Source organism: Acetitomaculum ruminis DSM 5522, from assembly GCF_900112085.1.
Lineage (GTDB): Bacteria > Bacillota > Clostridia > Lachnospirales > Lachnospiraceae > Acetitomaculum > Acetitomaculum ruminis.
Genome location: NZ_FOJY01000004.1, coordinates 1 through 21,861 on the forward strand (window position 1 = coordinate 1; position 21,861 = coordinate 21,861).

17 protein-coding genes are annotated in these 21,861 nt (G+C 34.9%); 9 read left to right on the forward strand and 8 right to left on the reverse strand.

Annotation, left to right across the window (positions count from 1 at the left end; translation table 11 throughout):
• Nucleotides 1-128: 128 nt before the first annotated feature.
• The 3 genes from BM153_RS03095 to BM153_RS03105 form a co-directional block, all read right to left on the reverse strand.
• Nucleotides 129-446 carry a hypothetical protein gene (locus BM153_RS03095; protein WP_092870662.1) on the reverse strand — a complete coding sequence of 106 codons (318 nt, stop codon included), beginning with the start codon at nt 444-446 and terminating at the stop codon, nt 129-131.
• Between the two features lie 87 nt (nt 447-533).
• Nucleotides 534-917 carry a metal-sensing transcriptional repressor gene (locus tag BM153_RS03100; protein WP_092870664.1) on the reverse strand — a complete coding sequence of 128 codons (384 nt, stop codon included), beginning with the start codon at nt 915-917 and terminating at the stop codon, nt 534-536.
• A 327-nt stretch (nt 918-1,244) separates the two neighbouring features.
• Nucleotides 1,245-3,374 (reverse strand): methyl-accepting chemotaxis protein, encoded by a 2,130-nt coding sequence (locus BM153_RS03105; protein ID WP_092870666.1) that lies wholly within the window; start codon nt 3,372-3,374, stop codon nt 1,245-1,247.
• A gap of 375 nt (nt 3,375-3,749) precedes the next feature.
• Here BM153_RS03105 and BM153_RS03110 point away from each other — a divergent pair, with 375 nt between their 5' ends.
• From BM153_RS03110 to BM153_RS03145, 8 genes are all read left to right on the forward strand, one after another.
• Nucleotides 3,750-5,171, forward strand: coding sequence for an ATP-binding protein (locus BM153_RS03110; RefSeq protein WP_092870668.1), 1,422 nt, complete (start codon nt 3,750-3,752; stop codon nt 5,169-5,171).
• 64 nt (nt 5,172-5,235) lie between these two features.
• On the forward strand, nt 5,236-6,336 hold the full coding sequence (locus BM153_RS03115; protein WP_092870670.1) for an HD domain-containing phosphohydrolase: 1,101 nt from the start codon (nt 5,236-5,238) through the stop codon (nt 6,334-6,336).
• A gap of 13 nt (nt 6,337-6,349) precedes the next feature.
• Complete coding sequence (locus BM153_RS03120) at nt 6,350-7,159, forward strand: CheR family methyltransferase (protein WP_242949062.1); 810 nt, start codon at nt 6,350-6,352, stop codon at nt 7,157-7,159.
• A complete protein-coding gene (locus BM153_RS03125; protein ID WP_092870672.1) occupies nt 7,152-8,180 on the forward strand; it encodes a protein-glutamate methylesterase/protein-glutamine glutaminase in 1,029 nt (342 codons plus the stop codon). The genes BM153_RS03120 and BM153_RS03125 overlap by 8 nt, the downstream gene beginning before the upstream one ends.
• Before the next feature lie 79 nt (nt 8,181-8,259).
• Nucleotides 8,260-8,655 carry a response regulator gene (locus BM153_RS03130; RefSeq protein WP_092870674.1) on the forward strand — a complete coding sequence of 132 codons (396 nt, stop codon included), beginning with the start codon at nt 8,260-8,262 and terminating at the stop codon, nt 8,653-8,655.
• 31 nt (nt 8,656-8,686) lie between these two features.
• Complete coding sequence (locus BM153_RS03135; RefSeq protein WP_330392004.1) at nt 8,687-10,813, forward strand: chemotaxis protein CheA; 2,127 nt, start codon at nt 8,687-8,689, stop codon at nt 10,811-10,813.
• Nucleotides 10,814-10,831: 18 nt separating this feature from the next.
• Nucleotides 10,832-11,347, forward strand: coding sequence for a chemotaxis protein CheW (locus BM153_RS03140; protein ID WP_092870676.1), 516 nt, complete (start codon nt 10,832-10,834; stop codon nt 11,345-11,347).
• A gap of 21 nt (nt 11,348-11,368) precedes the next feature.
• Nucleotides 11,369-12,793 (forward strand): methyl-accepting chemotaxis protein, encoded by a 1,425-nt coding sequence (locus BM153_RS03145; RefSeq protein WP_092870678.1) that lies wholly within the window; start codon nt 11,369-11,371, stop codon nt 12,791-12,793.
• A 105-nt stretch (nt 12,794-12,898) separates the two neighbouring features.
• Here the strand turns inward: BM153_RS03145 and BM153_RS03150 are convergent, their stop codons facing one another.
• From BM153_RS03150 to BM153_RS03170, 5 genes are all read right to left on the reverse strand, one after another.
• A complete protein-coding gene (locus BM153_RS03150) occupies nt 12,899-14,623 on the reverse strand; it encodes an ABC transporter ATP-binding protein (protein WP_092870680.1) in 1,725 nt (574 codons plus the stop codon).
• Nucleotides 14,623-16,353 (reverse strand): ABC transporter ATP-binding protein, encoded by a 1,731-nt coding sequence (locus BM153_RS03155; protein WP_092870682.1) that lies wholly within the window; start codon nt 16,351-16,353, stop codon nt 14,623-14,625. Before BM153_RS03155 ends, BM153_RS03150 begins: the two co-directional genes overlap by 1 nt.
• 98 nt (nt 16,354-16,451) lie before the next feature.
• On the reverse strand, nt 16,452-17,447 hold the full coding sequence (locus BM153_RS03160) for an ABC transporter substrate-binding protein (protein WP_092870684.1): 996 nt from the start codon (nt 17,445-17,447) through the stop codon (nt 16,452-16,454).
• A 15-nt stretch (nt 17,448-17,462) separates the two neighbouring features.
• Nucleotides 17,463-18,239 carry an ABC transporter ATP-binding protein gene (locus tag BM153_RS03165; RefSeq protein ID WP_092870686.1) on the reverse strand — a complete coding sequence of 259 codons (777 nt, stop codon included), beginning with the start codon at nt 18,237-18,239 and terminating at the stop codon, nt 17,463-17,465.
• 10 nt (nt 18,240-18,249) lie between these two features.
• The gene (locus tag BM153_RS03170) at nt 18,250-19,272 is read right to left on the reverse strand and encodes a FecCD family ABC transporter permease (RefSeq protein ID WP_242949063.1); all 1,023 of its coding nucleotides are present in this window, start codon (nt 19,270-19,272) and stop codon (nt 18,250-18,252) included.
• Nucleotides 19,273-19,526: 254 nt separating this feature from the next.
• On the opposite strand from BM153_RS03170, the gene BM153_RS03175 reads away from it, so the two are divergent.
• Nucleotides 19,527-21,851, forward strand: a complete 2,325-nt coding sequence (locus BM153_RS03175; protein ID WP_092870688.1) for a GLUG motif-containing protein — start codon at nt 19,527-19,529, stop codon at nt 21,849-21,851.
• Nucleotides 21,852-21,861 lie beyond the last annotated feature (10 nt).

A 21,861-nucleotide genomic window follows, 5' to 3' on the forward strand; every position in this document is an offset into this window, starting at 1 on the left:
ATGAGTATAGATAACTGCAAATAACAGTTTGTAGGGGAGTTCTGATACTCCCCTATAAAAATGGCTATTTATCAACTGTTTGTTGTGACATAGCCTTATATTTAAACAGCTTCTCCTTTCTATATATCTTAATTCAACATGGATAAGGCAACCCCTAACCACATATTACCTTTTTCAAACTCCATAATACTGTTTTTTAAATGAACAGCAACATCTGCTTTTCCGGCTTTTGTAAGATCGTCGGAATATTTTTCCAGCTTAGCAGCAATCATCTGATTTTGCTTATAAGTAAGTTGCAAATACTGTTCCAATGTCAACTCAAGTCCACCGGTATTTGAATGGAGGTGAGAATGTGTACATCCTCCCTTTCCGTCACCATCTGAACAAGAAGCACAATTCTCTTCTATGTCATGGTTACAACCAACTGTATTTTCTTCATCGCACATAATTTGTCACCTCTTTTTTAATTCAAACTTACATAATTATACTATCACCTATAGCAATAATCAACAAATGAAGACTAAACTCTTCATTTATTTGACAAACTTGTCTATAGATTTGTAAAGTTCTTCCACGGTTTGCCTGTCATTAGTCTCAATGGCATTTACAATACTGTTTTCTATGTATTCTTTTAGAATAACTTTACCAGTATTATTTATTGCTGCCCTGACGGCCGAAAGCTGGATAAGAATCTCACCACAATCTCTTTCATCCTCCACCATTCTTTTTATGGCTTCCATGTGACCGATAGCCCTTGAAAGCCTGTTCATTATGGCCTTAGTATTGTCTTTGCCATGATGGTGAATATGGGTACCTTCCGAATAATGGGAATGTACAATTGTAGTTCCATCTGAAAACTTATGTACATGAGTCTTTCCTTCTCCATCTATCGTGCTTTTATTATTATCTTCTGTCATATTTTCCTCCAAATACCCATTAATTCAGTATTTTTAAACAATTCAACAAATATTTAACACAATATCTCTTATTTTAGCAGAAAAATTTGATTATGAAAACATCCGTCTAATAATAAAATCGGTAAATAATCTATTTATCATATACCAAACTACAAAGGTATTAATCGAAAATAAGCATTGAAAGATAGCAAAACCGCTAATATCAGTGCTAATACGATGAAACCTCATGGGTTTACGTTGATTAGAATCAGTATACAAAAGACATATTGTTAAAACAAGCCCCCCAGGGGGACCCTGAGAGGCTTTAATGCTAAATATAAACGGACTTTATTCTTCTTCTTGTGGTTCATTTGTAACTTCTTCAGAAACCTCTTCTTCTTCATCCCCAACATTATTAAACAATCTGATTATTTTTTCGATTTCTTCGGAATTGTTTTTGCCTTCTGATGCAAGTTTATCAATTTCTTCGGAAATCTGGCTTGTATCTTCATTCTTGGATACAATATCAGATACTCCATCTGCATTTTGTTCAGATGCATGGGATACCGCTGTAATTCCATTAGAAATTTCTCTTACAGACTGACTTAATTCATCCATGGAGCTTCCAATTTCTGCAACAGCCTGCATAATATCCATTACACTGTCACCATATTGTTTTGAATTTACAGCAAAGTTTTCAAATTCTGTATTAACATCATTTAAGATGTATGCAAGAACGCTGTCAACATTTTCTCTAACATTTTCAACTGCCTGATTACTGCCGTCTACAATTTTTTGAATATTCATAGCGGTCTGTTGTGACTGTTCTGCAAGTTTTCCGATTTCACTGGCAACTACAGCAAATCCTTTTCCTGCTTCACCTGCTCGTGCAGCCTCAATGGCAGCATTTAAGGAAAGAAGATTTGTCTGAGATGTAATATCCATAATGGAATCTGCAAGATCATTAATCTTTTTAACCTCTTCAAGACCGTTAAGAGCAGTTTCCATATTTGTCTTTGTGGTTTCCATAGATTCTTTACTGTTTTCTATGGTATTTTGAACATCATTTAACATCTCTTTTGATTTGGTTATAAGATTCTTTGATACCTGTTCGCCGTTATTAACTTTATCTTCTATCTCTCTTACAATATCAACAATCTTTTCTATCTCATCATTTACACTTGAAATATTTGAATTCGTCTGTTCAATACCTGCTGATAATTCCTCGGTAGTAGCTGAATTGTCCATGGTATATTGAACAAGTATTTTTGAATTTTCGTTAAGTCTGACAGAAGAATCATTAACACTTAAACTACAGTTTTTAAGGACTCTAACTGTATTTTTAAGAGTATCAACAACCTTTTGAGCCGAAGATGCAATCTTTCCGATTTCATCTTTTCTGCCCTTAAATTTCAAAAGGTCATCTCCTACATTAAAATCAAGGTTTGATATTTTAACCAAAGCTTTTTCTACTACATTTAATGGAGATGTAAGTACTACTACTGACGGCCATATAACTATTAACATAATTGCCAATGCAATTAAAGAAATAATTCCAATGGAATTCGTCTCTGCCTGAACAGTGGAGGAAATGAGAGAACTTCTTGCTGATACAAGAATCATCCACTCTAATGAAGGAATGTAGGTATAAGCACCTACCATTTTCTGGTTTGTAACAGAATCAACATACTCTATATTTCCTGACTGTGCCTGTGTATTTCCGGAATTAATCTCTTCAATAGCCTTTGTTATAGGCTCGATATCATTATCAGTCGTACTTTCAACTGCTCCGTCTTTATCATACATAACCTTATTTTCTCTGGCTGAAATGATTCTAACGGTCTCAACACTATCACTGTTTAATTTTGAAAGAATTTCCTTTACCCCTTCAAAATTTAAGGACAATACAGGAAAACCACTTCTTTCCTTACCATTATATACACCTGTACCCACAATAATAGCTACCTCACCGGTAACCGGTGAAACTGTAGTAGTATAAGCATAACTTTGCTGTTCCTGCCCCGCTGTATTATTTGCATAGGAGCTTTCTGTCATACTCTTTAATGTTTCTTCACTTGTTGCTCCAAGTATTCCCACTACTTCTTCTGTAGTATGAGTTAGTACCAGGGAGTCTATTGCTTCAAATAATAAAGCATCCAAATCTTTTCTGCCTTTGGCATAATTTAATGTAAATTCCTCAGCATTTTTTAAAAGTTCTTTATCACTTTGATTTTTGTTTAATTTTTGAATATCTGATGATTTCCAATAGGAATCCAAAAAAGTGGTCTGGTCTGCCATATAGGCTTCTATCAGCCTTGCTTCATAATCTGCTGTAGCAGCAAATTCCTTTTCTGTAGATATTGTCAGTGTATTAGTCAATTTATTTCTGGTGACAAAGAAACTCACTAGTGAGCTGACTGCAACAATACATACCACGATGAATATAATCTTCGTACTCAACCTAAAGTTTTTTAACATAAAAATCCCTCCATAAATAAATATTACTTCCTTATTTTATAAAGACGTGGTTTCACTTTATACATTTTTGTACATATAACTAATTCGGCTAATTTTTCATATTAAGTTATATTTTTTTATAAAAATTCTGTCGAATTTTTCCTTTTTTTTCTTACATTCTTTTGATTATAAAACCTCAACATATTTATTTACTAACATTTATTATTCAACACCTTTTTTTTGCGTATTCGGATAATATTTTTAAATATATTATTGATTTTTTTAATATTGTCGATAAAAATTTAGAATATAGCTGTTTAATTTTAGATAAGCAAGACTCATTTATCACAGCACTGCTTATTTATATACAATTACTTGTAAAGGGGTATCGAAGCTATGAAGCCTATCACAGAAACAACCAGCCTACAAACGAGAGTACTTGAATGTTGCATGTGTTCCATGCTTTTATTCAATGATAAAGCCGAGATTATTTATCTGAATCAATATGGTAAAAATGAGCTTGGTGTTTCAGATGAGTATCCGGATTTGTATAGTATTTTCAGAATGTTTCTATCAAAAGATGAAAATCTCGAAGAATTTGTAGAAAGAAACAACGAAAAAGAGATAAATACTATCGTTTACAGGGTTAATCAGACCTGTTTTCCAGCCATAGTTAAAATCTTAAATTTAAAGATATCTCCAAGCAAATTCATTTATTTCGCTACTTTTACCAACGAATTTGCCAAGGAGGAATCTGAAAAGATAATAAAGAAAATGGAGACAGAGGCTGAAGAAGCTAATAAGATTAAAGATCAGTTCGTTGCAAATACTACCCACGAACTGCGCACTCCTTTAAACGGTATAAAAGGTCATGTAAATAATCTGATAAATGATTCCACTACAAGTCCGGACAGTTTACCTACTTTAGATATCATTATGAAATGCTGTAACAATATGGAAAGTATTATTAATGATATTTTAGATTTTTCAAAATTAAGTGCCGGCAAAATTGTTCTGGAAGAAAGAGAATTTCCTATCAGAAAGGTCATTGATGATGTATTAGACATTAACATGATAATAGCAAATTCCAAAGGGCTTAACCTCTCTGCCCTTATTGATGACAATGTTCCTGAAATAGTCATTGGTGACGAACTTAGAATCCTTCAGATTCTAAATAATCTGATTTCTAATGCAATTAAATTTACGCAAATAGGAAGTGTGCGTATAGAGGTTCATAAGACCATGCACTACGAAGATACCATGGAGCTTACTTTTTTTGTTATTGATACGGGAATCGGTATTGACAAAGAAGGACAAGAAAAGCTCTTTAAAAGTTTTTCTCAAACAGATGCCTCTACCACCAGGAAATACGGCGGTACAGGTTTAGGACTTTTTATTTCAAAAGAGCTTGCTACCATGATGCATGGGGATATTTCGGTTTCAAGTTCAAAAGGTCGAGGAAGTACATTTATAGTTAATATTCAGGTTAAAAGTCCTGAGATTGTTTCCAAAAATGAATACACTACCAAAACCATCAATATTCCAACTGTTGATGACGAGGATGATTTATACGAATTTGGAAGTAAAAAAAATCTGGAAAGTCTAAGAAATATTATGGAAAAACTGGTTATTGCCATAGATATGGGATTATGGGAAAAGGGTGAATTTTTTTCTGACAGCCTAAAATCTCTTTTGGAGTCCAGTGAAAACAGTGACCTAAAAAAAAGTATGTTCAGATTACAAATGGCTGTAAGAAAGGAAGATATGGATAATTTCAATAAATATTACGACCTTGTAAAGCAAAAACTAAATTTATAACAGTAAATTTAATATAAACAGCTACAAAACAAAGAAATACATATTGAGGGATTGGGGTAATACCATGGATATAAATAACAATGTTTTAGATATGTTTAATGATGATAATAAACCTACTATTCTTGTGGTAGACGATGTGGATATGGAGCTTGCTTTGTTAGAGCAAATGCTTGATGCTCTGGGTTTTAAGTCTGTTCTTGCCATGAGTGTAGATGAAGCTATTAAAGAAATCGAAAAGAAAATACCCAATCTTATACTTTTAGACTTAATCATGCCTGATGTGGATGGTTTTCAGTTTATGGAAATCCTTAACAATAATCCGGAAACCAGAGATATTCCGGTTATTATCGTTTCTGCAATGGATGCATCTTATGATAAAAGAAGAGCATTTAATCTAGGTGCGGTGGATTTTATCGGAAAACCTTTTGATTTTTCAGAGGTAGCTTTAAGGGTTAATATTCACCTTAAGATTTTTACCTTACAGCATCAGCTTGAAGAAAAAAACCAAAGACTTGCCAAAGTGGTTAAACAACAGGCAAGAGCTATAGAAAATGAGCAAAAAAGACTTTTACAGACTTTAGCTGCAGTTGCTGAAAAACACAGTTTCGGTGAGCATCCTTCTCATCTGAAAAATTGTGCTCACAATGTAAGGCTTTTGGCTCAGGGATTAAATTTTACAGACAAATATGAAAACCAGCTTTCTGATATATTCATTGATGCATTAGAGGTAGCTGCAAATATTCATGATATAGGAAAGATTTCGGTACCTAGTTCCATACTTTCAAAGCCCGGTCCCCTTACTGAAACTGAGACTGAAATATGTCGTTCTCATACAACACAAGGGTTTGATCTTATATCAGAAATTTATCCTGGACAGGAGGAAAATCCTTATATAAAAACCTCTCTTGAAGTTATTAAATATCACCATGAAAGATGGAATGGAAGCGGCTATCCTGATGGATTAAAAGAAGAAAATATTCCTTTAAGCGCCAGGATTATGAAAATCATTGACTCCTACGATACTCTTATCCACGACAGAACCTATAGAAAGGCTGTTTCTAAAGAGGAGGCAATAAAGATATTACAGGAAGGAAGCGGTTTTAAATATGATCCTTACATAATGAAAGTTTTCTGCCAGATTGTTAAGCAGCTTACAACCGATTAAAGGAGGATTTATTTTGACTGATAGAGAATTTCAAAGACTGGTGAGATATTCTCACGACCAATACGGAATAGACCTATCTGCAAAAAGAGTTATCGTTGAGGGACGACTAAATAATTACATTTCAAATCGAGGATATAACAGTTATACCGAATATTTTGATTATGTTAATGCCGATCCCACAAAAAAAGAAGCTCAAAACCTGATTAATATCCTTACTACAAATCATACCTTTTTTATGAGGGAATTTGACCATATGAATTATTTTAAATCCACTATCCTTCCCTGGATAAAGGAAAAGGAAAAACAAAGCAGGGATATGAGAATCTGGTGTGCAGCCTGTTCTTCCGGAGAAGAACCTTATACTCTTGCTATGATAATTAAGGATTTTTTAGGCCTTGATTATGCTACCTGGGATACTATGATTTTAGCTACTGATGTTTCAAGCAAGGTCTTAAGTAAAGCCATAGCAGGAAGGTACCCTTCAAGTGCTTTGGAATCTGTGCCTGATGTATGGAAAAGGCAGCATTTTAAAGCCTGTGGTGGCGATGAATACCAGGTTACTGATCAGCTTAAGGAGCATGTATTATTCAGGCAGTTTAATCTTATGCATAATCTGCCTTTTAAACATAAAATGCACACGGTATTTTTAAGAAATGTAATGATTTATTTTGATGAAAACACCAAAAATGCTTTGGTTGAAAAGATATATGATGCAATGGAGCCGGGAGGCTTTTTAATTATAGGAAGCACTGAATCTATTCAAAAGACTCATACCCGATTTAAATATGTTAGACCATCAATTTTCAGGAAAGGGGATGACTGATTTGAAAAAAATCAGAGTTCTAGTATTAGAAGACTCTCTAATGTTTCAGAATTTCCTTGTAAAAAGCCTTAATAAGGATCCCATGATTGAGGTGGTTGCTACTGCTACGGATCCTTATGAAGCCAGAGATAATATCATTAAATACAAACCGGATGTAATGACGTTAGATATTGAGCTTCCAAGGATGAATGGGTTGGAGTTTTTACGAAAATTGATGCCGCAATACCCTATTGCCACTGTTGTATTCAGTGCAATGACAGATAAGGTATTTGATGCTTTAAACGCAGGAGCAGTTGATTTCGTTCCTAAACCCAGTGGCATAACCTATGAGGAAATGCAAAGTTTTCTGGAAAATGAGTTGACTACAAAAATAAAGATTGCCAGCACGGCTAATCTTTCTAATTTTAAAAATTTAAACAGAAGAAATTTTATAAGATCCAAAGGACGAGAGGATATTATTGTAGCTATCGGAGCTTCCACAGGAGGAACCGAAGCAATTTACGATGTTGTAAAGAAGTTTGATATAAATATCCCCGGTGTTGTTATTGTACAGCACATGCCTCCTGGTTTTACAGAAATGTTTGCCCAAAGGCTTAACAAACAGTGCTCTGTAGCTGTTGCAGAAGCTAAAACCGGCGACAGGGTTGAACCGGGTAAAGTGCTTATTGCTCCCGGAAATCTTCAGATGAGACTTATTAAAATTAATGGAATATACCAGGTTGAGTGCAAATCAGGTCCAAAGGTAAACGGACATCGTCCTTCTGTCGATGTATTATTTGAATCTGTGGCAAAACAGGCTAAAAACAAAGCTTTAGGTATAATTCTTACAGGAATGGGGGCTGACGGTGCCAAGGGGCTATTGGAAATGCGAAAAGCCGGCTGTCCTACCATTGGACAAGACGAGGCAAGTTGTGTAGTTTATGGTATGCCAAAGGCTGCCTATGATATAGGCGCCGTTCAATATCAGGTGGATCTGGCACAGATTGCCAGAAAAACCTACTCTGTAATAGAACAAATGTAATATTAGAAAACAATTAATTATGTATAAAGGTAGAGAATTATAATGTCAGATTATAATGCAAATAAGGAGGAATTGTGAAATGAAAATTCTTATTGCGGAAGACGACTTTGCAACAAGAAAATATCTTAAAAAACTTCTTTCAAACTATGGAGAATGTGATATCACCGTTAATGGAGAAGAAGCTGTAGATGCTTTTATTATGGCAGTTGAGGATGATGAACCTTATGATCTTGTATGGCTTGATGTTATGATGCCTGTTATGGATGGTTTTCAGGCACTTCAGGCAATTAGAAGCATAGAAACCGAAAGAAACATACCGGATGATAAAATCACAAAAATTATTGTCAATACAGCTTTAAATAACAAAGCTCAGGTAGATAAGGCTTTTGAATTAGGCTGCACGGTGTACATAGGTAAGCCTATTGATATCAAAAAAGTTGAAGAAGTATTAAAAAAATATGGTTTTTCAAAATAATTATGCAATATAAGGAAAGGGGGGAATTGAAGTGTCAGATACAGATGGAATGTTAGACATGTACCTATTTGAAAACGGTCAGCTTCTGGAAAATCTTCAGGATGTAACTCTTGAAAAAAAGGATGAAAATGAATTTGATGAAGTTACCATTAATGAATTTTTCAGAATAATGCATACTATCAAGGGTTCGTCTGCAATTATGATGTTTGACAACATTACAAAGGTTGCACATAAGTTAGAAGATGTTTTCTATTACTTAAGGGAATCTCACCCCGAAAATGTGCCACATCTGGTTTTGGTTGACCATATTTTTATGGTTAGTGATTTTATAAGCGAAGAATTTGACAAAATCAGAGAAGGTGATGATGCAGACGGGGACCCTACTGAGATATTGGAAAAAATTGACAATTTCCTTCACAAATTAAAAGATGGTATCAGTGATTCTGGTGCTGTTCTTCCTGAGGAAAACAAATTTGAGGAACCCCAGCATTTTTATATTGCTCCGGCCAACAGTGAAAACAGTAAATATTACAGAATACAGATAAATTTCTTAAGTGATACACAAATGTGTAATGTTCGCGCTTATAATGCAGTACATGTACTTAAGGCAATTGCACAAAATATCCTCTATTCTCCTAGCGATATTCTCACAAATGAGGAAAGCTCTTTGGAGATTTTAGCTAATGGTTTTGTTATATTTTTACAGACACAATCCAGTAGTGAAGAATTAAACAGTCTTTTGGATTTTTCAAATATTGAAAGTGTTGAAATAGATGACATTACAGAGGATGAATTCCTGATTGGATTTGGTAATACGGCAGATAATGAGGCCTCTGATGCCATAAATACTGTTTCTTTTGAAGAAGCTGAGAAAATCAAGGATGAAGTAAAAGAAAATTCCAAGGTTAATAATCCTCAACCAGGTGATTTTGTCATTAAAGAAAAGGATCCGGGAAAGGGTGTAAAACTGGCAGGAAAGAAAAAAGAAGCAAAGAAGCAATCCTTTATCAGTGTAAATGTTTCGAAAATGGACCAGCTTATGGATCTTATCAGTGAAATTGTAATTTCTGAATCAGTGGTTTTACAAAATCAGGATTTGAAGGTTCCGGGACTGAATCTTACAAATTTCCACAAAGCTGCTGCTCAGCTTACAAAATTCACTTCAGAGCTTCAGGATATTATTATGTCCCTTAGAATGATGCCTCTAAACAATACCTTCCAGAAAATGAACCGTATTGTTTTTGAGACTTCAAGAAAACTTGGAAAAGATATAGAACTTATTATGATTGGTCAGGATACTGAGGTTGATAAAAATATTATTGAACATATCTCCGACCCTCTTATGCACCTTATCAGAAACTCTGTAGACCATGGTATAGAAACCAAGGAGGAAAGGCAGGCAGCCGGAAAGGATCCAAAGGGTACCATTACTTTAGAGGCCAAAAATGAAGGTGGCAAGGTTTATATCATTGTTTCCGATGACGGTAAGGGACTTGATACAGATAAAATATATAACAAAGCAAGAGAAAAAGGGCTGATTGGAAACAGACCAAAGGATGAATTTACCGACAAGGAAATTTTCCAGTTTATCACTCTTCCGGGATTTTCCACCAAGGAAAAAGTCAGCGAGCTTTCCGGTCGAGGGGTTGGTATGGATGTTGTTGTTAAAAATATCCAGTCTGTAGGCGGTTCTCTTGATATTACCAGCGAAAACGGACATGGTTCTTCCATGACCTTAAAAATACCACTTACGCTTTCTATAATAGAAGGCATTGTTTTAGAATCCGGTGATCAGACTTTTGTAATAGAAACCTCTGCCATTAAAGAATTTTTAAGGCTTACGGAGGATAGCATTATTACTGATCCGGACGGTTCTGAATTTATAATGATAAGAGGAAATTGTTACCCGGTAATCAGATTAAACGACAGGTATCAGCTGCAAAACGGTCTTCAAAGGGTTGATGACGGAATTGTTATATTGGCGGAATATGATGATAAAAGTGCTTGCATCTTTGTAGACAGACTGGTAGGTGAACAGGAAATCGTTGTCAAACCTATACCATCCTATATCAAAAAGGTAAAAGGTCTTTCCGGCTGTACCCAGCTTGGAGATGGTCGTATCGCATTAATCCTGGATATGGGCGGATTTTTATCATAGAAAGGAGATGGATGAAAAATGGCTGAAGAAATAATGGATGTTAATGAAGACGAAAGTGAAGATACTCAAAAAGATAAATTTATGACTTTTAAATCAGGCAATGAGGAATTTGCAATTGAGCTTCAATACGTAAGCGAAATTGTTGAAATGCAAAGAATCACCGAGATTCCAGAAACCGAAGATTATATTAAAGGTCTGATTAACTTACGAGGTAAAATTATTCCTGTAATAGATGTAAGAATCAGATTTAAACAAGATCCTATCGAATATACCGATAGAACCTGTATCATAATTACAAATATAAAATCTACAGTTGTAGGTCTTATTGTTGAAAAAATAGCAGGAGTTGTAACACTAAAAAGCGAAGATATTGTACCTCCACCACAGGTTTCCGAATTACAAAGACGTAACAAATATGTTTATGGTCTTGGAAAGTCCGGGGACAGCGTTAAACTGCTTCTTAGTCCTGAAAAACTAATTCGGGATGAAGATATGGAAACGCTGGAAGAAATGGCGGATTATGAGGAAAATTAAAAAGGAGGAGGAATTTTTGTTATGAAAAATATAAAAATATCACACCGTATTATTTTTACAATGGTGTTTATGCTTGCTGTATTGATGATTCTTGGAACTTTGTTTTTTATTGCTGATTCTGAAAATGGAAAAGATGAAGCTATTATGAATTTTGTAATAATGGCTATAAGGGTAGTAATTGTATTATCTATAGTTCTTGCCATTCCCCTTACTATCAGCCTTATAAAGACAATTAAGGGGCCTATTGATAAGCTTACAAAAGCCGCCAAACAAATGGCTGAAGGCGATTTGGAACTGGATTTGGACTTTGATTCTAATAATGAATTTAAGCCTTTGTTTAACGCATTTAAAGAAACTGTAGAAAGCACAAAATCGCAGGTCTTAGTTGCAGACCAGATGGCTAAGGGAGATTTGACAGTTGATGTAAAGCCAAATTCCGATAATGATGTTTTAGGTATTGCTTTAAAAAATATGGTAGATTCCACCAATAACGCCATGCTTGATATAAGAGAAGCCACCGGACAGCTTAACTCCGGAAGTGAGCAGGTTGCGGCTGCAAGCCAGGCTTTAGCTCAAGGTTCTACGGAACAGGCAGGTGCCATTGAACAAATCACAAGTTCCATGGATGATATTGCCAAAAAAACCAATGATACAGCCGGAAGAACCTCTCAGGCAGAAAAACTTGCCAACGAGGTAAAAACCGAGGCTGAAGACGGTAATGAACAGATGAAAAACATGATAGAGTCCATGAATGCAATCAATGAAGCATCCCACTCCATCTCAAAGGTTATAAAGGTAATTGATGATATTGCCTTCCAGACCAATATTTTAGCCTTAAATGCTACTGTAGAGGCAGCCAGAGCCGGAGTTCACGGAAAAGGCTTTGCAGTGGTTGCAGAAGAAGTTAAAAGTCTTGCAGAAAAAAGCGGTGATGCTGCTAATGAAACAGCAGAACTTATTCAAGATTCCATTGAAAAAGTGGAAGCAGGTGCTAAAATCGCCCATGATACTGCCGAAGGACTTGACAAGATTGTTACAAATATTGAAGAATTTGCCGATTTGATTCATGAAATCACAGATGCAACCAATGAACAGGCCACAGCTGTAGCCCAGATTAATCAGGCGATTGCTCAGGTATCCCAGGTTGTCCAGACCAACTCTGCTACCAGCCAGGAATGTTCCTCAGCAAGCATTGAGCTTTCTGAACAGACAAGAAATCTTAAATCTCTTATTTTCAGATACAAACTCAAAGAAAATCAGGCTAATTACACTCCTTCTACAGCTCCTACCCCGGCCTTTGGTTTTGAAGATAAGAATATAGACATTTCCCTTGATTCAGATGATTTGGGAAATGACGACTATAATTACAATGATGATGACAACTTTACAAGCAATTATGATAATGAGCAGATTATTTCCCTTGAAGGGGACAGTGGTAAATTTTAGCGCTTCAGATAATTAGTTTAACTCTTCTCATTTATCATTATATAAATGGAAATAAAACCTATCGGTGCAAAACACTTCGATAGGTTTTATTTTTTGAAAAATATATTAAAAATCCTTCATAGCTATTAACTGTCTGTAATGTTTATTATTTAAAAGCAATTCTTCATGATTTCCTATGGCACATATTTCACCATTTCTAAGCATGACCACCTTGTCTGCTGCCTTAATAGTGGATATTCTATGAGCAATTGTCATTATGCTTTTACCAGCCATATATTGCTGTAACATATCCTGTATGTATTGTTCATTTTCCGTATCCAGAGAAGACAATGCCTCATCAAAGATTACAATAGGAGTATTTTTTAAAATTGTTCTGGCAATTGCAATTCTTTGGCGTTGACCACCGGAAAGCTTGTAACCTCTCTCTCCTGCTATTGTGTCATAACCTTTAGGTAAATCCATTATAAAATCATGGGCATTTGCCATTTTGGCAGCTTTAATAATATCATCCTTACTGGCATTTTTTACTCCCAAAGAGATATTATCCGCTATGCTTTCATGGAAAAGGTAATTTTCCTGCTGTACAGCAGATATTTTCTCCCTTAAAGATTCCATTTTAACCTTTTTAATATTTACTCCATTTATCTTTACGGCGCCACTTTCACAGTCATAATATCTTAACAATAAATTTGCACAAGTGGTTTTTCCTACACCACTTTCTCCGATTATAGCCACATTTTCTCCCGGTTTAATATCAAAACTAATATTTTTTAAAACCGGCTTATCAAACTCATAGGAAAAATTCACATTTTCAAAAGATATACTTAAATTATCCCCTATTATTTCTTTATTTCCAAAATCATTTACCACAGGTTTTTCCCCGTAAAGATTTTGAATTCTATTGCTGGCAGAAAAGACAATTCCCATTTCCTGGGCAACTACAGCCACTTCCATGGCAGGATTTAAAATAACCGTAGAAAGCATTACAGCCACAGGATAAAGTTCAATCTCCAGTGCCCCCTTAGAAACAAGAAAAGCTGCCACCAGCATTACTATTACTGTAAAAAAGCCGGTGAGAACATGATTCATCATACTTTCCAAACCTTTTCTTTCTCCGTATTTTTTCTGGGAGTCATATAAATCCTCCATACTTTTATTTATACGGTTTCTATATAAATCTTTGCTGTTAAGCATGATAATTTCACGAAGTCCCTGAACTGTTTCCATCAAAAGGCTATTGTTGTCTGCCAGATATTTTCTTACTTCTTTTCCTTGCTTTCCCGCTCTTTTTTTCATTAAATAAGGCACCATTGCAAGTAAAACAGTAAAGATTAAAAGTACAAATGCCAAAGCAGATGAAATAGTTATAAGAACAAAAAACAAAACTGCTGCTACAATGGCTGCCACTATGAAACTGCTAAAAGTGTGAGCTAAAAACAATTCTAAAATTTCCACATCCCCCACAAAATTCTGGGCAATCTGTCCCGTTTGCTTTCTTGCAGTATAAGCAGGTGCCAGTTCATTTAATTTTTTATAAATTGATAAACGAAAATCCCTTATGGTTCTAAATGCCACATCATGGGCAAAATACATTTCCAGATGGAAAAAGAGAGCTCTTGCAATAATGCATAAAAAAAGTTCTATCAAAAGAATATTAAAAACTCCAATCAGCTTATGTTCCATTGCAAGTCCTACCATATATGCGGTAATTGCCGTACATCCAATTATAGACGCCTGCTTTAGTAAAGAAGAAATAATGGCAAGACTCATTCTCTTTCCGTAAGGTTTAATGGTCTTTGATAAATTTAAAACATTTTCTTTTATATTCATTAAGACAAAACCTCCTGTGCTTTTATTAAGGATGCATAAACCCCGTCTTTTTTTAACAATTCTTCATGGGTTCCTTCCTCTGCCAATCGTCCCTTGTCAAGAGCATAAATCCGGTCTGCATTTTTTACGGTAGATAATCTGTGGGCTACAATAATAGTTGTCCTATTTTTCATAACTTCATTAAGCGCTAGTTGAATCTCTTCTTCGCTATGGACATCCACGCTGGAAGTAGCCTCATCCAAAAGTAAAACAGGACTATTTTTTAAAATTGCCCTGGCAATTGATATTCTTTGTCTTTGTCCTCCGGAAAGGGTCATTCCCCTCTCTCCTACCCAGGTATCATATCCTTTTGGAAGTGACATAATAAAATCATGAATATTTGCCGATTTACAGGCATTAATAACATCTTCTTCACTGGCATCCGGCTTTGCTATCCTGACATTTTCTCTTATGGTGTCGTAAAACAAAAAGCTGTCCTGAAAAACAACGGATATGTTCTTTCTCAAATAATCAATATCATAGTCTTTAATATTTACACCATTTAAATTAATAACACCGGATTTAACATCATAAAATCTCATTAAAAGATTTAAAAGAGTACTCTTTCCTGAACCGGATTTTCCAACTATAGCAACTGTTGAGCCACCTTTTATGGAAATGGAAATGTCCTTTAATACTTCATTTTCCTTTTCATATTCAAAATACATCTTTTCTATAATTATATCCAAAGAACCTGTCTCCAGTCCTGTTTTTTTAGGACTTTCAATATTAGTTATAGATGGTTTTGATTTTAAAATATTAAATAAATCCCTGGCTACAGACATTCCAAGAAAACTGCCATGCCAATATTGATTCAGGGCAACCATAGGTCTGGCACATTCTACTGCCAGAAACATAAAGGCTGTAAGAGTTGTTTCAAGAACCTGACCGTTACTTACCCTAAGTCCATCAGATATTACGGCCACGCTGGAGGTAATACCGGTTAAAATAAGCATTAAATCCGAATTAAACAGGGAAATATTGGTATTTTTAATGGATTGCCTGCAAAATGCATTGGCACGGTTATTTAAAAATACTCCTCTTTCTTTCTCTGCATTTAATATTTTAAGAGTGGTTATTCCCTGGATAGTATCTATATATTCCGAAGTTATTCTTGAATATTCCTTCCAATAATCTGTTACATGTCTGTCTATAAGGGGCATGGTAAGCATTGGTAAAAAAACGCAAAAAAGCATTGCGATTATTAGTAAAATGCTGCTAAAAGAATCCAGGCGGACAAGATATAGGAAAATAAATACTCCTGTTAATAAAACAACAAACAACTGTGGTATATAATTTACAAAAAATGGCTCAAGATTCTCAATTCCATCTTGAAGCATTGAAATCATATCACCGCTTCTTTTTGCATTCATATAACCAGGCCCTAAATCATATGCCTTTTCAATAACAAAACGTCTTATTTTTGCCTTTATTTTTGCTGATAATACCTTGTTATATCCTTCTATCCATTTGCTTATGGCACCTCTTATTGCAATTAAAACAACTACAATTAATATATATTTTAAAATATATTCACTGTCCTTTTTCATCCAGACTGCATTTACAATCATGGACATAAAAGCCGCCTGTAAAAGATAAGTCAATGATAATCCAAGACCTAATACCACCTTAAGACTTATTTCCTTTTTTACGTTTGTTATATATTTTAATAATTCAAAATATATTTTCATTTCTGATTTCCTCAAAAGAAAAATCCCTTCTTTGCAGGCTTATTTAGTAAAGCCCTGCATTTATGCATCAAAGAAGGGATTTAATTTACAAATTATAATTATTTAGTTCCAAACAAGTCAGGATAAAAATCTCCTGCCATTGATTCTACTGCATAGGCAAGGCGGTCACCTGCAAGTACACTCTCTAATGTAATAATTGCATATCTTTTGTTTTTAACACAATCTAATTGAGAAAGAGTAGGATTTTCTTCAATTTCCTTGATTTTTTCTTCAACTGATGGTGAATCATAATCGTGAATAAGAATTACATCAGGATTTCTGTCAAGAACCTCCTCATAAGATACAGTTACCCACTGTTTCTCATCAATATCATCAAAAATGTTCTTTCCACCTGCTTTTTCTACAAGAAGTGATTCAAAGTTTGTACCTGAACAGGTGAATACTCCATCATTTCCTGAGTCATAAACCAATACTTTTACAGGTTTTGATCCTGATTCTTTAATCTTATCTTCCACATCCTGGATACGAGTTTTCTGATCTTTAATAAATTCTTCTGCCTTGTCCTTACAGTTGAAAATTGTTCCTATATCTTCTATCTCTTTATACATTTCTTCGAAAGTGGTAGCCTGATTTACATATACATTCATGCCGGCTTCTTCACATTCTTCTATATTACATCCTTCATCCCCTATTTCCCAATCAATGGTATATACAAAATCGGCACCAGAAGACAAAAGTGCTTCTCTGGTTACTGATTCATGATTAAGTTCAGGAATGGCCTCTACAGCATCCTTATACTCATCTAAAGGACCACGACTGTGATTTACAAGTGTACGTCCTATTACTAAATCTCCTAAGCCTAATGCAACAAATAATTCTGTGCAGTTTGGACCTAAGGTAGCGACTGCTGTCGGCCTTTCATCAATAGTAATTTGTCTTTCATAATTGTCTACAGTTACAGGATAATAACCTTCATCCTCTTTTTTGGTTTCTTCTTTTTTAGAAGATTCTGTTGTTTTGTTGGAGGTACATCCACAAAGCGAAGAAACAGCCAAGCTTACCATTAACAAAACACTTATAATTCTTTTTTTCATCTTTTTCTCCTTTTTTTATTTATTTACGCCAGCAGGTAAAAATGATATGGAAACTTTACCTGTAAGTGCATTCTTAGTTACTGAACTATTGACTCCATACACATTATAAATGTTTTCCTCTGTCAATACTTCTTCAGGACTTCCTGATAAAACAATCTCACCTTTTTTTAATACATACAACCTGTCGCAATACAAAGCTGCCATATTCAAATCATGTATTGCAGATAAAACCGTAACATTTAATCTTTTTATAAAATCAAATATTTGTAACTGATAACTTATATCAAGATGATTGGTCGGCTCATCAAGGATATAAAAATCACTTTCCTGTGCAATGGCACGGGCAATAATAACTCTTTGTTTTTCTCCACCGGACAGGTGTAAATAATTCTTTTTTGCCATACTTTCCATGCCAAGATGCTCTAAGGCATGGTGAACAATTTCTTTATCATGTTCATCATCCAAATCAAAGAGTTTTTTATGGGGTGTCCTTCCCATTGCAACGATTTCTTCCACCATAAAGTCAAAAGGAACATCATTCTCTTGTCCTACAACTGCCATTTTTAAAGCAGAATTTTTATAAGACATCGTCAAAAGGTTTTCGCCATCAATTTCTATTGAACCCTTATCCGGTCTTAAACCACGGTAAATGTTTTTTAAGGCTGTTGACTTACCACTTCCATTTGGACCAATAAGTCCCACAAATTCTCCTTCATTAACAAAAAAGCTTACTCCCTTTAAGGCATCTGACTCACCGTAGGAGTAATGTAAATTTTCTACTTTTAATCTCATGACTTATCTCCTACTTTTCTTTAGTTTGTTTTTTCAACATGTAAATAAATATCGGACCACCAATTACTGCCGTTAAAATACCCACAGGCAATTCCTCCGGTGCAATAATCATTCTTGCAGCCACATCAACCCATACTACAAGGATACCACCTAACAGGGCTGAAATCGGAAGAACCTTTCTGTGGTCACCACCCACAAGAAGTCTTGTAAAATGTGGCACCATAAGACCGACAAATCCGATTGTTCCGCTGACAGAAATGGTAACTCCTGCCATAAGTGATGCAATTAGTACCAATTCTTTTTGCAATCTTTTTACGTTTATTCCCAGAGCACCTGCTGTTTCTTCTCCCAGCAACAGGATATTTAAGCCTCTATAGTGTATCTGCAAGAATATCATGCAGATAACTAAAACTATCAAAGGCAACTTTAAATATGCCCATTTTGCACCGGCAAGGCTTCCTGACATCCAAAATTCCGCATTGTGTAACCCCAGTGCATTTGGTGCACTAAGTTTAATAATCTGGGTTACTCCTCCCATTATCATGGAAATTGCAACACCGGATAATAACAATTGTGTAATATTTATCCTTCCTCTTACTCTTGAAATCATATAGACAAATACAATTGTTATAGCAGAACCTATAAAAGCACTTATCGGAAGACTATAGCTTCCCAGAAAGCTGAAAGTACCAAATAAAATGCCAAGAGTTGCAAAAGCTGCCGCACCATTTGATACACCAAGTATAAATGGATCAGCCAAATTGTTTCTTACCAGAGCCTGCATGGTAACACCACAAACTGCCAAAGATGCACCCACTACCATACCAAGACAGACTCTTGGAATACGAAGTCCCAGTACAATGTTGCTTTCAACCTTTGTCCAGGTTTGTTCAAATATACCATTACAGCCTGGGAATTTAGATAATAGAATCTTAGCTGTGTCAAGGGGTGACACACTTACAGGTCCCAAGCCTGTTGCGACAATCATAGTTATAATTGCCAGAATAATTAAAATAATTACTATCCCTAACAAATTAGGGTTCTCCCTGTTAAATATTTTTTTTAGTTTCAACTTTCCATTTCCTCCTTCAGATAAATAATCTACCAAATGCCTAGGATAAATTTAAGTCCCCCGGGGGGATTATTGTTTTCTAACATTTTTAAGTAATTTTTGTTTTTTCATATAATCTTATAGTTTTATCAAATTTTTATGTTATTTTTATAAATATAAACCGATAATTTCATTATATGCATACTTTTTTTGTACAATAGGAAGGCGGACTTATTATGAAAAATAAAACTATGTCACTGCTACTATCTTTTATCATGATATTTTCTTTATTCTTTGATTTAAGCTATCAGATAGTATATGCCATGGACAAAGGGGACGGCACGAGGGAAAATCCCTATAAAATTTCCAACTATTCCGAACTGAAAGAGTTCGCTGAAATTGTAAACGGAGGTCACGAAACAATTCCTCAAAATACAGCTGCCTGTGGCATTTTAACCAACGACATCGAAGGGATGAATGATGACTGGATACCCATTTGGAATTATAGTGGAATATTTGATGGAAATAATAAAGTTATAAGTAAACTTAAAATCTCTAATTACAACGACTACATCGGTTTTTTCGGACATATTGATAATGAGGGTATAGTAAAAAATGTATCACTTAAAGAATGTGATACAAGTGGTAACTATTATGTAGGAAGTCTGGCAGGGGAAAACAAAGGAATTATAACAAATTGTAAAAATTATGGAAATATCACCGGTTCAAACCATCATTCTGGTGGAATAGCCGGATATAATAAAGGTCTGGTAAGTAATTGTGATAATTATGGAGATGTTAATACTCAAGGTTCTAGTCACGGTGGAATTGTAGGAGATAATTCCGGTACAATAACTAATTGTCACAACTATGGAGTAATAGAAGGTAGTGATAGCATAGGTGGTGTGGCAGGTGATAACGATGGGAATATAAATAGCTGTTTTAATACAGGTTCTGTTAAAGGGGAGGATTATATTGGTGGCATTTGTGGAAATAGCTTCTTTGGAAATCTTATGAATTCTTACAATGTGGGAACCGTAGATGGAAAATATTCTATCGGTGGTGTGGTAGGACATAATATATATGGTTTTATATCCTATTGTCACAACAGCCAGAACATTTCCGGAAATTACTATACCGGTGGAATCACAGGTTGGAATGAAAACATTATAACACACTGTTATAACACAAAAAATGTAAACGGAACATATTATACCGGTGGTCTTGTAGGGTGGAACTTATCTAGCCTTAACAATTCATACAACACTGGGGATGTCAATGTCTTAGTACCTTCTGATGATACTTATAGGAGTATTAATGGTGGTTTAGCAGGTAGTAATGAAGGCACTATAACAAACTGTTATAACTCAGGTACCATAGCCGGTATACATGCCGGATGTCTTGTAGGATATAATTACAACCTCCTTGCAAACTCCTATAGCTGTGGTAAAGCGGGCCAACATATGGATGGAGAACTGGTAGAAACAAATAATGGAACCATGCAAAATCTCTATTACGATAAAACTATAGGAGGCATTTTTTCCGGCACGATTAATAATAATGGGAATTTTGATAATATATTAGCATTAACTACCAAAGAAATGACCGGGAAGGACTGCAAAGTATATGAAAGCTGGACAAATTTTGAAGATAACTGGGTTTTAACAGATAGCTATCCTGTTTTAAAAGCCCTTACCCACAAGTTAGAAAAAATAAATCCCAAAGCAGCCAGCTGTACTGAAGATGGAAATTATGAATATTATGTATGCTCTTATTGTGGTAAATATTACAAAGACGAAGAGGCAACATGCGAAATTCAAAAGGATGACTTTGTTTTAAAGGCTACCGGGCACCAATGGGACAAAGGAATAATTACAAAAAAGGCAACCGAAAAAAGCACCGGTATTAAGACCTATACCTGTAGCCTTTGCAATGCCAAAAAAACGGAAATCATTAAAAAGCTCTCCCCTACTTCTACAAACATTCTTTTTGCCAATGTAAAAACCTATAAAAAAACGGGTCTTTTAATAAAATGGAACAAAGTTAAAAATGCATCAGGATATGAAATCTATCTAGAAAAGTATCAAAACAAAAAGAAAAATAAAGCCTACAAAAAGGTTAAAACCATAAAGGGAAACAATACCTTTTCCTGGAAGACTAAAAGTCTAAAAAAACAGACTCCTTACATGATTTATGTAAAAGCCTACGTTACCAAAAAAGGAAAAAAGAAGTATTTACAAAGCAGTCCAAGGATATTTGTCTTTACAGGAGATACATTTAAAAATTATACAAATGCAAAATCCATAACCTTAAAGCAGACAAAACTTTCTCTAAAGAAGAAAAAAACCTTTAAAATCAAGGCTCAGATTAACAAGATAAAGAAAAATAAGAAGCTTATGCCGGATACATATGTTGCTTCAATCCGATATTTTTCCTCCAATAAAAAAATCGCCAGTGTCGACAAAAAAGGTAAAATAACTGCAAAGGGTAAAGGGACTTGTTATATTTACATCTATTCCCACAACGGAATAACCAGTAAGGTTAAAGTGACGGTTAAATAGATATTCTTAA

Bases quoted from the DNA above. Each gene is read 5' to 3' on its own strand.
- BM153_RS03095 (WP_092870662.1), bottom strand. From the start codon at position 446: ATGTGCGATGAAGAAAATACAGTTGGTTGTAACCATGACATAGAAGAG.
- BM153_RS03100 (WP_092870664.1), bottom strand. From the start codon at position 917: ATGACAGAAGATAATAATAAAAGCACGATAGATGGAGAAGGAAAGACT.
- BM153_RS03105 (WP_092870666.1), bottom strand. From the start codon at position 3,374: ATGTTAAAAAACTTTAGGTTGAGTACGAAGATTATATTCATCGTGGTA.
- BM153_RS03110 (WP_092870668.1), top strand. From the start codon at position 3,750: ATGAAGCCTATCACAGAAACAACCAGCCTACAAACGAGAGTACTTGAA.
- BM153_RS03115 (WP_092870670.1), top strand. From the start codon at position 5,236: ATGGATATAAATAACAATGTTTTAGATATGTTTAATGATGATAATAAA.
- BM153_RS03125 (WP_092870672.1), top strand. From the start codon at position 7,152: ATGACTGATTTGAAAAAAATCAGAGTTCTAGTATTAGAAGACTCTCTA.
- BM153_RS03130 (WP_092870674.1), top strand. From the start codon at position 8,260: ATGAAAATTCTTATTGCGGAAGACGACTTTGCAACAAGAAAATATCTT.
- BM153_RS03140 (WP_092870676.1), top strand. From the start codon at position 10,832: ATGGCTGAAGAAATAATGGATGTTAATGAAGACGAAAGTGAAGATACT.
- BM153_RS03145 (WP_092870678.1), top strand. From the start codon at position 11,369: ATGAAAAATATAAAAATATCACACCGTATTATTTTTACAATGGTGTTT.
- BM153_RS03150 (WP_092870680.1), bottom strand. From the start codon at position 14,623: ATGAATATAAAAGAAAATGTTTTAAATTTATCAAAGACCATTAAACCT.
- BM153_RS03155 (WP_092870682.1), bottom strand. From the start codon at position 16,353: ATGAAAATATATTTTGAATTATTAAAATATATAACAAACGTAAAAAAG.
- BM153_RS03160 (WP_092870684.1), bottom strand. From the start codon at position 17,447: ATGAAAAAAAGAATTATAAGTGTTTTGTTAATGGTAAGCTTGGCTGTT.
- BM153_RS03165 (WP_092870686.1), bottom strand. From the start codon at position 18,239: ATGAGATTAAAAGTAGAAAATTTACATTACTCCTACGGTGAGTCAGAT.
- BM153_RS03175 (WP_092870688.1), top strand. From the start codon at position 19,527: ATGAAAAATAAAACTATGTCACTGCTACTATCTTTTATCATGATATTT.